The organism is uncultured Nostoc sp. (assembly GCF_964247315.1).
Lineage (GTDB): Bacteria > Cyanobacteriota > Cyanobacteriia > Cyanobacteriales > Nostocaceae > Nostoc.
This window is the reverse complement of sequence record NZ_CAXTTT010000013.1, coordinates 32,971-48,179: the sequence shown is the minus strand read 5'-3', so window position 1 is coordinate 48,179 and position 15,209 is coordinate 32,971. Positions and strand designations below refer to the sequence as shown.

The window sequence follows — 15,209 nt, the reverse complement described above, 5'->3', positions numbered from 1 at the left end:
CCAATTTAGTAGCTAGTGGTTAAGAGTTTTAAATTAAAATAATTAACTTTTAATTAAATTAATAACTTTTAACTTCTAACTTTCTTCCCCTCTTTATTCCCTATTAATATTTAATATCTATGAAAATTGAGGAATTATCTGCGTTAGAAGTCAGCTTTAATCGACTGATTGAAAGTCTGCTGATCAAAAAAGTAGAAGATGAACAATTCACTGTAAGACTTAACAGTGAAATAAGTCAATTTACTCGTTTCAATCATGCGAAAGTGCGACAAACTGGTTGTGTTGCTGATGGTTGGATAGAACTGACTTTGATGCAAGATCGGCGCAGCAGTGTTCGGCAGTTTCCCTTTACTGGAAATTGGGAGTTAGACTGGCACTTAGCATATAGTGCTTTGCAAGAACTACGTGACGAACTTATTCTACTACCCATCGATCCATATCTAGTTTTACCATCAGGAAATAATACCAGTAGAGAAATACATTCTGGGAATTTATTGGCGGCTGAGACAGTAGTACCAACTGTGCTAGAACTAGTTGCTGAATTGGATTTTACAGGAATATACGCAGGAGGAGTGGTAATTAAAGCTTATGGTGATTCTAGCGGTCAAAAACACTGGTTTGCTACTGATTCTTTTACCTTAGATTATTCTCTATTTTCCCCATCTGGACAAGCAGTTAAGGGCACGTTTGCCGGGAATGATTGGAATCAATCTAAATATATAGCCAAAATTAGCGAAACTAAAAAACAACTAGAATTGCTTGCTCGCCCAACTAAAGAACTGCCACGGGGACAGTACAAAACTTATTTTGCACCTGCTGCTGTTGCAGATTTATTATTGATGCTTTCTTGGGGAGCGGTAAGCGAAGCTGATATCCAACAAGGAAACAGTGCTTTAGCTGCTTTATCGCGTCAAGAAAAACAACTTTCTCCAAGATTTAGTTTAAAAGAAAATTTTCAGCGGGGATTAGTGCCGCGATTTAATGAATTGGGAGAAATGGCAGCACCGGAGTTAGCTGTAATAGAAAAGGGATATTTGGTAAATACTCTGGTAAATTCTCGAACTGCTAAGGAATATCAAAAAATTGCCAACGGCGCTAATGGTTCAGAGACTTTACGAGCGCCAGAAGTGAGTCCGGGAAATTTAGTATTTGAGCAGATTCTTCCGAGTTTAGATACAGGATTATATGTATCTAATTTGCATTACTTGAATTGGAGCGATCGCCACACTGGTAGAATCACAGGTATGACTCGTTATGCTTGTTTTTGGGTAGAAAATGGAGAAATTATTGCCCCAATTGAAAACTTACGTTTTGATGAAAGTCTCTATCGTTTCTGGGGAGAAAACTTAGTAGATTTGACCGATTTTCAAGAATTCATTCCCGAAGTAGGTACTTATGAAAGTCGCCAACTAGGAGATAGTTTAGTTCCCGGTATGCTCGTGAAAGATTTTACATATACTTTGTAATCATCTGCTCACAGGAAATTAAAAACTAGCCGTTGGAACTTTGAAAATTAAATAAGGAGGTGAAATTGGAGCCGACATCAGAGCAGTTGGGAGCGTATTACCGGATGTCAGTAAGAGCAAGCAATCTGCTTCAATCGATAAACGTAGTCCGCCTAGACGAAAGGACAAAGCGCATATACATGCTAGTTGGAGACACAATACAAATAGAAATCTACTCTAACGGTGAGGTAACGTTTCCATGACAGATTCTAACTACCAAGCGATGACTGATGAAGAGTTGCGGGACTGGGTTCGCTACCATCCCAAAGATATAGAAGCCTTCCACATTCTCATGGATAGATTAGAGCAACGTCCAAAAGTCTTTTGCAGCACAGATGAAGAAATTGAAGCCGAATTGCAAAAGCGAATTAACCAATCGCGATCGCACTGAAGGATACTGGGGACTGGAGATTAAGTAATTTTTCCAGTATCCAGTACCCATTTTTCTGAGTTTTAAAAATTTTATTAATGAGATTCTCCCAATACTAAAATCATCTATTTCTGTAAACTGCATTAATTACAATATCTTTAATACTCAGGTAAATAATTAATAAGCTCAATAAAAATTGCCCAAATTGAAGAATTGGATCTAATCGCCAGCCTTGGAAAGTTAAAATAAATCCACACAATAACATTATAATTGGCGTAAATATCGCTTGGATAATATAAAGTGCTAAAGCCCAACTTGTAAGTCTTGCTCCATATTTTACTAGCCAGAATACCATAAAAATTAAGTAAACTACTCCTAAAAGCAAATAAATAAGTCCCAGTATACTAGCTGAATTTGCTCCAAAGTTAACTTGAGCGAAAGTAAGCATATTTTAAAAATCTGTTTAATTATAAGCCAAAATTTTAAACTTATTACCAGTTAGGTATAGAAAACCAAAAGTCTTTATTTATTATAAAAATTGTTGGGTTAAGCAATAGCGAAACCCAACCGATAATTTCTCCTCATCTCTCGTTAGAACCTTTATCTTTTTTTACCAGGAGGTGAATTGCGCTGAGTGAGGTTATCAATTTGCAATTGTTGCCGTCCGTTGGTGACAACTCGCAACATCTCTTTGAGATCCTGCTCGATATTTCCCAAAATGCCATCGGCATAAGCATCAGCACCATCTTCAATTTCTTGAGCATGAGCGATCGCAGTTTGTCGCATTTGCTCTAACTCTTGCTGACAAGCATACCGCTTGCGGTCAATCTCGGCGAGGGTTTCTTGCATTATTCCCTCACACTCTTGTTGCACTTGTCGCCGCAGTTGTTCAGCTTCTTGTTCCGCCTGGTGAATAATATCGCTTTCAGCTAAAATTTGCGCTCTTTTTGCTTGTGCAGCCTCAACAACCTGCTGTCCATACTCTTCCGCCTCTAGCAGAATTTCGTCCTTTTGGTTGAGAACTGCTGCTGCTTCTTGAAAAAGGGATGGTAAAGCAAGGCGGATGTAATCAAGCTGATCTAGCAGCTTTTCTTCATCTATGAGTGTGCGTCCCGTCAGCGGAATCCTGAGACTAGAGAGAACCATTTCCTCTAGACGGTTGAGTTCCTGCTGAATATCTATGCTTCCCTCTCCACCGAGATGTTCTTGAGAGGAGGGATTGCTTCCGTTGAGATTGGGTTCAACATTGGAGATTTCTGATTGTAGCATTGGTATATATCTAGGGCAATGTGTGGGGGAACGAGATGATCGATAGAGCCACCAAACCTTGCAATCTCTTTTACCACACTACTACTTAAAAAACTATACTCATTTGAGGTTGCGAGAAAAACTGTTTCTATTTGGGTAGAAAGAGTTTTATTGGTGTGAGCCATTTGCAGTTCCACTTCAAAATCTGACACAGCTCGTAAACCCCGGATCAAAACTTGTGCTTGTTGCATTTGAGCATAATTGACAGTAAGACCATCAAAGCTGTCTACTTCTACATTAGATAGATGTTCTGTAGAAAGACGGATCTGATCTAGCCGTTGCTCCACACTAAAAAGTGGCATCTTGTTAGGGTTCCGTAGTACAGCGACAATCACCCGCTCAAACAGCCTACTACCGCGCCCAATGAGATCGAGGTGTCCCAAGGTAATGGGGTCGAAGCTACCAGGATAAATAGCAATCACAATTTTAAATATATCAAAGTTGTTTAGGTGATTATATTGAAAGCATTTTGTGTAACTTACTCAAATCTACCATCTTGCGCTCTCGGTAAGGATGGTAAACTCAATTGTTTTAGTGGTACAAGTTATGCTCAACTAAGCGTTAGGAACTAGACTCCTAAATATGAATACTGGATTTTTACCTATGTCCCCACAATGTTGTGGAAGATTCAAGTGTAGTTACAGTATTCGAGACACAAGAAACTCCGTACTTAGCAAAGTGCGCGGGTAGTTAACGAACTTTTCTAGGTAATTTTTCATGGCACTGGATTTTCCCACTTTGCCCTTGGCGTTTCAATTTACTTCTCCAGGACCGATTCTGGTGAAAATAGGGCCACTAAGTATTCGTTGGTACGGCTTGTTAATTGCCACAGCAGTGTTAATTGGCGTGATCCTTTCCCAAAATTTGGCAAAGCGCCGTAACGTTAATCCTGAGTTGCTAGGCGATTTGTTCTTTTGGTTGTTGATTGGGGCAATTCCTGGCGCACGACTATATTACGTTTTTTTTGAATGGTCAAAATATGCCCCAACTCCAGGAAAAATTTTTGCGATCTGGGAAGGAGGTATTGCCATTCATGGAGCGATTCTTGGTGGCGTTGTGGCTGCGTTAATCTTTGCCAGAATCAAGCAGGTTTCTTTTTGGCAACTGGCAGATTTAGTAGCACCTTCGCTGATTTTAGGGCAGGCGATCGGACGTTGGGGCAATTTCTTTAATTCTGAAGCTTTTGGCGCTCCGACTAATTTACCCTGGAAGCTCTATATTCCACCAGACCATCGCCCTTTAGAATATGTTAGTTTCGATTACTTTCATCCCACCTTTCTCTACGAATCTTTGTGGGATTTAATGGTGTTTGCGCTACTAATAACGTTGTTTTTCCGGTCTTTATCCGGTAAACCACGTCTGAAGGTAGGCACACTGTTTCTAATTTACTGGCCAGCCTACAGCTTAGGACGCTTGTGGATTGAAGGCTTTCGCACTGATAGCTTGATGCTGGGGCCATTACGGATGGCACAAGTAGTCAGTAGTTTAGGAATTCTATTGGGATTAGTTGGATTAGCTTGGCTTTACTTACTCAAACGCCCTTTACCCGATGTAGTTCCTACTCTTAAGGGAAATGGGGAGAGTGGGAGATGAGGGACTAGGGATGAAGGGGATGTGGAAAAGAGAGCATAATTAAATATTCAATGCCCAATGCCCCATGCCCAATGCCCAAAAATAAAAAATGCCCCAGAGTATTCTCTAGGGCTTAACCAGGGTGCATCTACCATTACTCTCTACTAGGGAAAGAGGGTGAATCCGGAAAGATACTGAGAAAATATTAAAAAATTTTTTTGAGGGATTGCCGTGGGTTCTTTTAAAAGTGAATATACAGAAAGCCTAAGTTATAAAAAAACACTATATCCTGTAGAACCATCTGTGTATATTGTCGGAGCAGGCCCTGGAGATCCTGACTTATTAACGGTGAAGGCGCAAAAATTACTGGCTGTTGCTGATGTAATTTTATTTGCTGATTCTTTAGTACCCGAACAAATTTTAGAACTTTGCCGAAAAGATGCGGAGATAATTAGAACTGCGAATCAGACTTTAGAAGAAATTTTGGCGATTACGATCGATAGAGTGCGATCGCAGCACAAATCTGTAGTCCGTCTCCATTCTGGCGATCCTAGTCTCTACAGCGCCATCCACGAGCAAATGCATCTCCTAAGAGAGGCAAATATTCCTTTTGAAGTCATACCAGGTATCAGCGCCTTTCAAGCTGCTGCTGCCAAACTCAAAGTAGAACTGACTGTACCTGGTTTAGTTCAAACCATCATTTTGACACGCATCAGCGGACGTACAGAAGTCCCCGTCGCCGAAGAATTAGCCACTCTTGCAGCACATCAGGCTAGCCTTTGCCTGTATTTGAGTGCGCGTCACGTCGAAAATGCCCAAGTAAAACTACTCGAACACTATCCAGCCGAAACCCTGATTGCTATTTGCTTTCGCATCGGATGGCCTGATGAAAAAATCAGGGTTGTCCCTCTGAATCAAATGGCAGAATGTACTCATCAAGAAAAACTAATTCGCACTACACTTTATATAATCAGTCCAGCACTTTCGACAACAACAGGGCGATCGCGTTTATATCATCCCGAACATAGTCATCTATTTCGCCCAGAGTAGTCCAAGAAATATAACAACAGAGATGTCAATACCGAAAAAAGGTACAAGAAAAATAATAGTTGATGGAGAAGCATTCATCTGGCTAATCCGAAGACAAGCTACCAACGTACAAGCAGACGATCCTGATGGACATCTCCATGTTGCTGTAGAACACGCTACTGAGGCTGGCTCAGTATTAGTGATTCTTACTGATAGGCTTCATCCACAAGGGTACAGCCTCATTAATAGCGAACTCGTGGCAATACAACTTCAAGATGCATCAGGAGAGGTTCGGGCTTGGAGAATTGAGCCAAGGTATGAAATAACCGCAGTAACACCAAAAGACGTAGCTTTATGGATAAAACAAGCTATGGAAATAGGATGGTTGCCTAAAAAGTCAGGTATAACCTTTAAAGTTAGCGTTATTGGCAGTAGTATGAAAAAAGCTGCAACTACGGAAAAAATACCCTTAAATTTTTATTAGCAAAAGCTTTTAGAAAATTAAACTGTACTCTGCTTTTAGATCACCTTAAAAGTGTAATAAAATCCAAAATCCCAATTCAGTCCTATGCCATTAATTAAAGTGCAAACTTCTGCATCGGCTCCTGAAAAAGCTGAAATTGAGTTAATGCTTTTAAACCTATCAGCCAAGTTAGCGAAACATTTGGGAAAACCAGAATCCTATGTAATGACTGCTTTTGAGCCGGGAATACCCATGACTTTTGCAGGGAATACAGACCCAGTTTGCTACATTGAAATTAAGAGCGTTGGCACGATGAAGCCAGAGCAAACCGCAGCAATGAGTCAAGACTTTTGCCAGCAGATTAACCAAACTCTAGGCGTGCCGAAAAATCGTATTTACATTGAGTTTGCAGACGCTAAGGGTGCAATGTGGGGCTGGAACGGCACAACTTTTAGTTAATTTATCGTCTTCTTTGGTCAAGACTAACTCAATCTGGCAGGTGTAGGATAGAGATCCAACATCAACTCGCGATTTTTTTATGTCTGCTACGCCTCTTGTATCTCAGGTTGACTTCAACCCAGAAAAATCAGAATCAATCCCTCCCCTTCTTGGCGCTTCTTTGGCGGAGTTAAGCACTTGGGTGCAGCAACAGGGACAACCTGCTTACAGAGGAAAGCAACTGCATGAATGGATCTATGAAAAAGGGGTGCGATCACTAGCTGATATTTCTGTCTTCTCCAAGCAATGGCGCAAAGAAGTAGCAGAAATCCCCATTGGGCGCTCAATTTTACATTACCGCTCTGAGGCTCCCGATGGTACGGTGAAATATCTTTTACGATTAACAGACGGGCAGATTATTGAAACTGTAGGCATCCCCACCTTCGCAGAAAGAGGAGAAGGCCCAAAAGCCCGTTTGACAGTTTGTGTTTCTACTCAGGTGGGTTGCCCAATGGCGTGTGATTTCTGCGCTACTGGTAAGGGAGGCTATAAACGCAACCTAGCACGGCATGAAATTATCGATCAGGTGTTGACTGTGCAAGAAGATTTTCAGCAACGGGTTAGCAATGTGGTGTTTATGGGATTGGGTGAACCGTTGTTGAATACTGAGAATGTCCTAGCAGCCCTAAAATCTCTCAATCAAGATGTCGGTATAGGACAGCGATCGCTTACAGTTTCTACAGTGGGGATTCGCGATCGCATCCGTCAGTTCGCGCAAAACAATTTGCAAATCACTCTGGCTGTGAGTCTCCACGCACCCAACCAAGCACTACGAGAAAAACTCATCCCCAGCGCCCGCGCCTATCCTCTCGAAGATTTACTGGCTGAGTGTCGAGAATATGTGGAAATTACTGGACGCCGGGTTACTTTTGAATATGTTCTCCTTGCTGGTATTAACGATTTACCAGAACACGCATTGGAACTCTCAAAATGCCTGCGAGGATTCCAAAGTCATGTAAATTTGATTCCCTACAACCCCATCCAAGAAGTAGACTACAAACGCCCCAACCGCGATCGCATTCAAACTTTTGTGAACGTTCTCAAGCAGCAAAATACTGCTGTTAGTGTCCGTTATTCCCGTGGTTTAGAGGCTGATGCTGCTTGTGGACAACTCAGAGCAAGTAAAAACTAAAATTTTTACATAGAGTTTTTTGATCAACACGTAGCTACAAGTTTAGGTTAAACGAATCGCACTATTATACTCATAGTGCTTCCAAGTACGTATTTCTACTTTGTTTTTTTGTTTCTTACTAAGAATTTAGGGCTGCTATACCAATGAATGAATCTACACTTCTTTACGATAAGAGTTTTTTTAATAGCAAATATTTTCAAACTGATTATAAAACTATAGCTACGACGATTTTCAACTTGTATCAACCAAAAACAGTTGCAGATTTTGGCTGTGGCCCTGGGCATTTAAGTAGAGAGTTAGCAAAATTAGGTGTTAAAGTAACTGCTATTGATGGTTTTTCTCAGCCGGATTTTTCTAATTTAAATGTTGAATTTCATCTTGTAAATTTGAACGACTCAATTGCCATAACTAATATATTCACTAACAGAACATTTGATATGGCAATTTGTTTAGAAGTAGCGGAACATTTAAATCCGTCAGTCTCGTCAGAGTTAGTTACTTGGTTGACAAAAGTAGCGCCAGTAGTAGTATTTTCTGCCGCAGTTTTGGGACAGGGTGGAGTTGGACATATTAATCTACAACCCCGTGATTTTTGGCATGGTCAATTTACCCAACACAGTTTTTTATGTGCTGATAGAATACGAGAACAATTACGTTTAGTGCCTAGTATTGCTCCTTGGTATCTTTATAACATTTTGGATTATGTTCACACACACCATCCTTTAGTACCGCAAGCAGAGGATGTAATTCAACGCTTAATTGCATCTGAATCGGCAGCAACTAGTGCCTATTTTGGTTTATGGCGTTGATGATTGCGGTATGAATGTAACTAAACAAAGGAATAAAAAGGAGTCAGAAAGCAGAATTCAGAATTGGTGAATACTCCAGCCATCCTCTGTGTGCTGAACCTGTTCGCGTAATTTATCTAAATCTTATTTTGATAAGTCCAGTCAAACTCAGAAGGTTGGTAATTGTTGCAAGAAGACAACGCTAAAATAGATACTTCAGGATAAAGCGATCGCTCAACCCAACCGATAACAAATAACTATATGTTGAATCGATCATTAACGCTTAAACTTTGGCCGCTAGCGATTGTTCTTGCAAAAGCTTTGCCGATGGATTCTCCTGCTTATGGACAAATAATTCAACCGATTCCTCAGCAACCTGAGTCTTTTCAAGAAAGAATGAGACAACAACAAGAGGAGCGAACTCAGCAAACACAAGAGCAATTGCACGATACATGGCTACGGCTAAATCTTCAACAACCACAACTACAACAACAACAGAAACTACAACAGCAAGAATTTACACGACAACGGGAAGAACTGATACGCCAGCAACAATTTAGACTACAACAGCAACAAACAATACTACAACAGCAAGAATTTACACGACAGCAACAGCTGAGAATACAAGATCAACAACTCAGACAACAGCAACAAATTAGACAACAGCAACAATTTAGATTACAAGAACAGAGACGACAGCAAGAACTTAGACAACAGAAAGAAAAGCTGTGAAGTGTTCAAAATTTCTGTTGAAGCAAAGTTTAGAATCCAGAATCCAGAATTCTGTAAGACTTACGCACACTCTACAATCTCTTGGCGTTCTTCTCTACGAGACGCTGCGCGTTGGCGGAGCCTCTCGCAGAGAAGGCGTCTTGGCGGTTCGATAAATTAAACTTTTCGGCGATTTTTGCGTAAGTTCTATTTTGAATAAGAAAGTGGAGAATTACCTTGCAAAAAGCAAGCTACTGACTCACCTACTAAATGTAAACCACTAAATCTTCTTTTTCCGAAACATGTAAAGGACGACTTAGCGTATTTATTAAACATATTTTTTTAGAAGTTCTTTACAGGACGATCCGCGTAGCTTGCTTCCCCGTAGAGGTACGTGGACTCACTACTGCTGCGCGCCAGTCAGACTCCAATTCCACTGAATTCTAACTCATAACTCCTAAATTCTGTTTTGATAAATAACTTTTTTATTAAAAATTAGAGAAAATCTTCTCCAATTTTTAATTTTTTATTATTAGCTACCGATGTGCATGAATGCCAGGAGCATACGCTTCAATCACTTTGCCAGTGCGAGTGCAACTAATCATCAAATAGTCACAACTTGGACATTGTGTCCGAGTTAATTGACTATCATAAATATAATAACGCTCCGCATGGCTACCACAATTTGGGCAGTAAATCTTTTGTACTGTCTGCATTTTAAAACCCCTATTTGTAATTATTTTTTATTTGGTAAAGCTACTAATTAAACCAGGAAAAAATCTGGTTCGACCCAACTTAACAAACTACTGTAATATTTGCTGATTATTTTAAACAAAATTTCAGGTTTGATAACTTTCCGATATCTTTATCTATTATTCTAGAATTTCAGTGATTTTACCCTCATACTTTAGATACATAAATTCGTTTTCAATTAAATGCTATTTAGAGATTTACTGATCCCTATGATTAATGCCTTGAGAGAGCCTTGTTTATAGTCATTTCAGACGAATATAAAAAAAGCCGTTCTTGTATTCAAAAATGAAATCACCGAAATTACTGTATATTTAGTAACAAAATCTCTGTCTTAAGATTTAGTTAATATTTGCTGACAAGATTTATGAAACCCAATTTTGCGAGAGGAGCTGAGGGTGAGGGCAAAACTCATACAGTCAGAAGATTTCAGATGAAGTTGAAACCAAAGGATATGCACTGCCCCTACAGCTTGCGATATAAGGTTATACCGCATCAGAGTGGGAACCACTATAAAGGCACTGCTTTTCCATTACCCAGTGCTTTAGTCTCCAATCCTTAGTTCAAGGTGAGAATGGGAGTTGTCACTTCAAGCAGGATGAAAATAATCGTAAATTTCTTGAGCCAAACGCGGCCCAATTCCTGCTACTTCAGCGAGTTGCGTGGTTGTCGCTTGCCGAATATAGTCAACTGAGCGAAAATGCCCTAGTAGTTGCTTTTGGCGATGATGTCCTAAACCAGGAATTTCATCTAAACGCGATCGCTTCAATTTATCACTGCGTTGCTGACGATGGAAACTCACTGCAAACCGATGCGCTTCATCCCTCAGGCGCCGCAATAGCTGTACCCCTGGTTGTTCTGCATCAGTTGTCAACGGTTTAGATTCTCCCGGTAAAAAAATCTCTTCTCGCTGCTTTGCTAAACTCACAACTCGCAAGTCTTCTAATAAATTCATCTCTTGCAAAACGGCGATAACTGATGATAACTGACCTTTACCACCATCAATCATGATTAAATCAGGCCAGTCAGGATTACCCAAACGCGCTAATTGCTGATCTTCCGCATATTTACGAAACCGCCGTTGGATGACTTCAGCAAGACTAGCAAAATCATCTGAATGTCCTGCTGTCACCGTGGGATTTTTAATTTTGTAGTGGCGATAATGCTGTTTTGCGGGTAATCCGTCGATAAACACGACTTGCGAAGCTACAGCATTTGACCCTTGAATATGGGAAATGTCATAACCTTCGATGCGGTGCGGTACATCTGGTAAATCGAGGATGGCGGCTAAATCTTGCATTGCTTGGTGATTGCGATCGCCAAATTTCTGCATTCTTTGCAATTCATACTGAGCATTTCGCTCTACCATCTCAATTAATTCTGCCTTAGTTTGCCGCAAAGGAGTCAATATTGTCACTTTTTTGCCTTTTCGTTGAGTTAAGACATCCGCCAATATCTCCGCATCTGGTAACTCATGCTGTACCAAAATTTCTATGGGTATTTCTACGGAGTCAGCAGTTTGATAATGTTCCTCTAAAGCTCGTTGTAAAATAGCTCCTGGTTCTGCGTGAGTATCCGCTACAAAGGCTAAACGTCCTACCAATTGCCCAGCGCGAATCTGAAATAGTTGAATGCAGGCGTGCTGTTCGTCAGCTGCCAGTGCGATCGCATCCCGCGAAACAGTATCATCTGGTAACGAAACTTTTTGGTCGGCTGTCAACGACTTTAACCCAGAAATTTGATCGCGAATCCGCGCCGCTGACTCAAAATTCAAGTTCTCAGCAGCTGCGTTCATCTGTTGAGTCAAAATATCAATCAGTTCCTGAGTTCGACCTTGAAAAACCATCGCTATTTTTTGGACAATTTTGCGATATTCTTCTGGTGAAACCATTTGTTGACACACACCCGGACAACGCCCTAAATCAAAATTCAAGCAAGGGCGGTCTTTAAAAAGTGGTTGAGGTCGTTGTCGCTGTGGGAAGATGCGCTTGCAGATGCGGACAATTTCTCGTAATAAACCAGCATCAGTATAAGGCCCGTAAAATTTATCCTTTTCTTTACCGAATTGACGTTTACGGGTAATAAAAATTCGTGGATAATCTTCTGACCAAGTAATGCAGAGATAAGGATATTTTTTATCATCTTTAAGCAACACGTTAAAGTATGGTTGGTGCTGCTTGATCAAATTGGCTTCTAGCGCTAAAGCTTCGGCTTCAGTATCAGTGACGATGAATTCAATTTCTGTCACCAACTTGACCATCGTGGCGATACGTTCACTTTTATTGTAGCCATCCCGGAAATAGGAACGGACACGCGATCGCAACTTACGCGATTTACCTATATAGATAATGCGATCGCTCCCGTCCCGCATGAAATAAACCCCCGGTTCCGGTGGAATTTCGGCTAGACGGTTTTCTAGTCGTTCTGGCTCTTTAACCAGTGGTAATATTTGAGTTGATATTGTCACAACTAAAATTAGGTAATCTTTCTCTATTTTAAGAAAAATTGTTTTTTCGTGCCGATTTAACAAATTATTTATCAAGTAAATATAAAGTAACCGTTATGAGTGGTACACACCACAACAGATGAAAGAGGACGGGGGAGTATAATAACTTCTAACTCAGCACTGGCTCAACGCCCCACTACCTCTGACAGTACTCTCAAATCATTAGGCTTTTAGTTTGCACAAAGACAAGTCTGCTGTAGACACTTCTTTGGCGGTGGGTCGGCTTCCAGGCTAGAGGCTTGCCAAAAAACTTACTGCAACTATCACAACTCTCGAGCACAGAAGAGTTTGTCTAGCTGCGACCTTAGCGATTGACTACCACTGTCAGAATAAAAACTTTGCTTTTTGAATCTATAATTAATATTTTGAAATTGATAATACTTTATTATCTGAAACTTTATATTTTTGATTAGATAATACTGAGTTTGTATTTAATTTTATGATTTATCAACAAAGTTTTTATAAATATATTGCTTGTATAAATATTAGATAAAATCTTAATTGTTTGGTACTATTTATATTTATTTATTGAACTTATAACATTAAGCGAATTAACGGATTGAGTCAGTTAAATTTACGATTATGATTGAAAATATAGTTATTATGATGATTTAAGACCAGAGCTAAACTATGAATTTACAAGATTTTGAAGTCCAGTATCGTGAGGCTATGGCTGAAACTCTCAATGAACTGCAAACAGCAGTTTTATTATTAGCGCAAGTACAACAGAAAATTTCAACAATTGGCAGTTCTGTACAAACTCTTAGTGAACGCGTTGAAGAGTTTATTGCTGACCAAAAAGCAAAATAAATACACGCTTAGTAAAGAAAATTTATCTATGGCGACAAACAAACTATTCTTCAATTGCAAGGATGAGATCCTTGAGTTTTAAAGGTTTGACAAAGTATTTTCGTGCGCCTAAACTTAGAGCTAGTTCTTGATCTGCTTTAAAAGCAAAGGCTGAAACCACAATGATCGGTATTTTTGACAAATCGGGTTTTTGCTGGACTTGTTTTAAGAGTGAATAACCGTCAATATCGGGCAATTTCAAGTCCAATAACATTAAATCTGGCTTGAATTTATCTATGGTTGAGAAAAAAGCAGAGCCTTCTGACAAACTTTGGACTTCATACCCACAGTAACTTAGATAGTCACTAAGTAACATCCGATTGAGGTAATGGTCTTCAACTAGCAAAATTCGTCTAACTTTGTGTGACTGCAATGGCTGATTTATATTGAATAATTGTACTGTCATTGCTAACTATTATCTGATGATCTTGATGAAAAATCAACAATTATTACCATAAACTAAAACAGTAGTGCATTTAAACAGTGAAACAAATAAAAATTGTACTTATGTAATCTAATTTAGTATCTGAACCAATGAAATTTAGCTACTTTATAATACTTAAATGATAGTATTATTAAATATAATTACATCAAAGTTTAAGCTTTTTTTACGATTATTTTATAATTTTGAGTAGTAAGTTAACATCTTTTTTACAAATTTAATTGCCTAAATTTTATGAGTAAAATTACTTAAGTAATACTGGAATTAATATTATGGTAATTACCCTTTTAAAGATATAAGGGTAAGTAATACCATTATACAAAATCCATATTACAAATAAATCAAGTTGCTAGAGGCATACAGATGGAAAATCTTGCAACCGATTTATTTGTTGCAAGTATTTTTAGAAACAGTATAACCTAGAAGATTAAATTATTTTATAGCTGCAAGCAAATATTCATCAAAAAAGGGATCTGTTAGCTCCCTTACTTATTTGTAGTTTTGAATCCATAATTTTGAATAGATGCTTTTTTAAATTTGCATTGCGTTATAAAGATGCCAGCAATACCCAGCAAACCGAAGATTACTGATGGTTCTGGAACTGAACTTGAAGGACATATATATCCAGGTATGTCCCAAGTGTAATATGCATTGTTATGATGTGCGCTCATCCATTAGAGGCTGTAATTCCTAACACAGTGGGGTTAAAGCTGTAAGTGTAGTAGGTTTGACCATAAGTAATTACAATAGACCGATCGGAAAATTAGGTTTTTATCCTTGCTGTACAAGGATTTAATACTCATTTGCGGATAGAAAAAATATTAAAAGTTTGTAAAAAAAAAGGAGCAATTTTGCTCCTTTACTTATTTTTGGGAATGCAAACCAGAGTTTCAACCAGAGACTTTTTTTAACTTGCGTTGTGTAGCAAAGATACCAGCAACACCTAAAATACCAAATACTACTGAGGGTTCTGGTACTGAGGATGGAGAGACATACTTAGGTGTTGTCCAAGTATAAATAGCACTGTAAGATACACCATCATCAGAAGCAGTAATACCAGATGCAGTGGGGTTAAAGCTATAGGCATAGTAAGTTTGACCACCAGTAACTACCTTAGCAATTTCACTAGCCGCAATTTCACCTTGATATGCACTTAATGCAGCTTGCAGAGTCAGTACATCTTTAAATGATGTGAGTTGAGAAATTTGACCCGGTAGTTGATTTTTGAGAGTATTCAGTTGAGAGATTTGACCTGGTAGCTGATTTTTGAGAGTATTCAGTTGAGA

The 15,209-nt window shown here is 39.2% G+C and carries 19 protein-coding genes; 11 read left to right on the top strand and 8 right to left on the bottom strand.

Going from position 1 to position 15,209, the window contains the following annotated elements; translation table 11 throughout:
* Nucleotides 1-119: 119 nt before the first annotated feature.
* From ACFE93_RS06415 to ACFE93_RS06405, 3 genes are read left to right on the top strand one after another with little or no spacing between them, the layout of a single operon-like run.
* Complete coding sequence (locus tag ACFE93_RS06415) at nucleotides 120-1,466, top strand: TldD/PmbA family protein (RefSeq protein ID WP_375472532.1); 1,347 nt, start codon at nucleotides 120-122, stop codon at nucleotides 1,464-1,466.
* 59 nt (nucleotides 1,467-1,525) lie between these two features.
* Nucleotides 1,526-1,708: a DUF6888 family protein gene (locus ACFE93_RS06410; protein ID WP_375472531.1), complete on the top strand. Its 183-nt coding sequence runs from the start codon at nucleotides 1,526-1,528 to the stop codon at nucleotides 1,706-1,708.
* The gene (locus ACFE93_RS06405; protein WP_375472530.1) at nucleotides 1,705-1,896 is read left to right on the top strand and encodes a DUF6887 family protein; all 192 of its coding nucleotides are present in this window, start codon (nucleotides 1,705-1,707) and stop codon (nucleotides 1,894-1,896) included. Before ACFE93_RS06410 ends, ACFE93_RS06405 begins: the two co-directional genes overlap by 4 nt.
* A gap of 100 nt (nucleotides 1,897-1,996) precedes the next feature.
* On the opposite strand, the gene ACFE93_RS06400 is transcribed toward ACFE93_RS06405, so the two are convergent.
* The 3 genes from ACFE93_RS06400 to coaD all read right to left on the bottom strand — a co-directional run bounded on the left by ACFE93_RS06400 (nucleotide 1,997) and on the right by coaD (nucleotide 3,605).
* A complete protein-coding gene (locus tag ACFE93_RS06400; RefSeq protein ID WP_375472529.1) occupies nucleotides 1,997-2,323 on the bottom strand; it encodes a Ycf66 family protein in 327 nt (108 codons plus the stop codon).
* Nucleotides 2,324-2,475: 152 nt separating this feature from the next.
* Nucleotides 2,476-3,144, bottom strand: a complete 669-nt coding sequence (locus ACFE93_RS06395; RefSeq protein WP_375472528.1) for a DivIVA domain-containing protein — start codon at nucleotides 3,142-3,144, stop codon at nucleotides 2,476-2,478.
* Nucleotides 3,054-3,605: a pantetheine-phosphate adenylyltransferase gene (gene coaD, locus ACFE93_RS06390; protein ID WP_375472527.1), complete on the bottom strand. Its 552-nt coding sequence runs from the start codon at nucleotides 3,603-3,605 to the stop codon at nucleotides 3,054-3,056. The genes ACFE93_RS06395 and coaD overlap by 91 nt, the downstream gene beginning before the upstream one ends.
* Nucleotides 3,606-3,900: 295 nt before the next feature.
* On the opposite strand from coaD, the gene lgt reads away from it, so the two are divergent.
* From lgt to ACFE93_RS06355, 7 genes are all read left to right on the top strand, one after another.
* Complete coding sequence (lgt, locus tag ACFE93_RS06385; RefSeq protein WP_375472526.1) at nucleotides 3,901-4,776, top strand: prolipoprotein diacylglyceryl transferase; 876 nt, start codon at nucleotides 3,901-3,903, stop codon at nucleotides 4,774-4,776.
* 210 nt (nucleotides 4,777-4,986) lie between these two features.
* A complete protein-coding gene (gene cobM, locus ACFE93_RS06380; protein ID WP_375472525.1) occupies nucleotides 4,987-5,805 on the top strand; it encodes a precorrin-4 C(11)-methyltransferase in 819 nt (272 codons plus the stop codon).
* A 22-nt stretch (nucleotides 5,806-5,827) separates the two neighbouring features.
* On the top strand, nucleotides 5,828-6,268 hold the full coding sequence (locus ACFE93_RS06375) for a hypothetical protein (RefSeq protein WP_375472524.1): 441 nt from the start codon (nucleotides 5,828-5,830) through the stop codon (nucleotides 6,266-6,268).
* 84 nt (nucleotides 6,269-6,352) lie between these two features.
* Nucleotides 6,353-6,706: a phenylpyruvate tautomerase MIF-related protein gene (locus tag ACFE93_RS06370; RefSeq protein ID WP_375472523.1), complete on the top strand. Its 354-nt coding sequence runs from the start codon at nucleotides 6,353-6,355 to the stop codon at nucleotides 6,704-6,706.
* A gap of 79 nt (nucleotides 6,707-6,785) precedes the next feature.
* Nucleotides 6,786-7,877: a 23S rRNA (adenine(2503)-C(2))-methyltransferase RlmN gene (gene rlmN / locus ACFE93_RS06365; RefSeq protein WP_375472522.1), complete on the top strand. Its 1,092-nt coding sequence runs from the start codon at nucleotides 6,786-6,788 to the stop codon at nucleotides 7,875-7,877.
* Nucleotides 7,878-8,020: 143 nt separating this feature from the next.
* Complete coding sequence (locus tag ACFE93_RS06360; protein ID WP_375472521.1) at nucleotides 8,021-8,686, top strand: class I SAM-dependent methyltransferase; 666 nt, start codon at nucleotides 8,021-8,023, stop codon at nucleotides 8,684-8,686.
* A gap of 240 nt (nucleotides 8,687-8,926) precedes the next feature.
* Entirely contained in the window at nucleotides 8,927-9,397 is a 471-nt protein-coding gene (locus tag ACFE93_RS06355) for a hypothetical protein (RefSeq protein ID WP_375472520.1), read from the top strand.
* A gap of 515 nt (nucleotides 9,398-9,912) precedes the next feature.
* On the opposite strand, the gene ACFE93_RS06350 is transcribed toward ACFE93_RS06355, so the two are convergent.
* Nucleotides 9,913-10,092, bottom strand: coding sequence for a replication restart DNA helicase PriA (locus tag ACFE93_RS06350; protein WP_104907454.1), 180 nt, complete (start codon nucleotides 10,090-10,092; stop codon nucleotides 9,913-9,915).
* 623 nt (nucleotides 10,093-10,715) lie between these two features.
* On the bottom strand, nucleotides 10,716-12,593 hold the full coding sequence (uvrC, locus tag ACFE93_RS06345; protein WP_375472519.1) for an excinuclease ABC subunit UvrC: 1,878 nt from the start codon (nucleotides 12,591-12,593) through the stop codon (nucleotides 10,716-10,718).
* Nucleotides 12,594-13,262: 669 nt separating this feature from the next.
* Here uvrC and ACFE93_RS06340 point away from each other — a divergent pair.
* A complete protein-coding gene (locus ACFE93_RS06340; protein WP_375472518.1) occupies nucleotides 13,263-13,442 on the top strand; it encodes a hypothetical protein in 180 nt (59 codons plus the stop codon).
* 43 nt (nucleotides 13,443-13,485) lie between these two features.
* Here ACFE93_RS06340 and ACFE93_RS06335 read toward each other — a convergent pair whose 3' ends face one another.
* From ACFE93_RS06335 to ACFE93_RS06325, 3 genes are all read right to left on the bottom strand, one after another.
* Entirely contained in the window at nucleotides 13,486-13,887 is a 402-nt protein-coding gene (locus ACFE93_RS06335; protein ID WP_375472517.1) for a response regulator, read from the bottom strand.
* Nucleotides 13,888-14,408: 521 nt separating this feature from the next.
* Nucleotides 14,409-14,507: a hypothetical protein gene (locus tag ACFE93_RS06330; RefSeq protein ID WP_375472557.1), complete on the bottom strand. Its 99-nt coding sequence runs from the start codon at nucleotides 14,505-14,507 to the stop codon at nucleotides 14,409-14,411.
* Nucleotides 14,508-14,813: 306 nt separating this feature from the next.
* Nucleotides 14,814-15,209 (bottom strand): NF038130 family PEP-CTERM protein (locus ACFE93_RS06325; protein ID WP_375472516.1); only part of this gene is annotated, 396 nt, incomplete at its 5' end.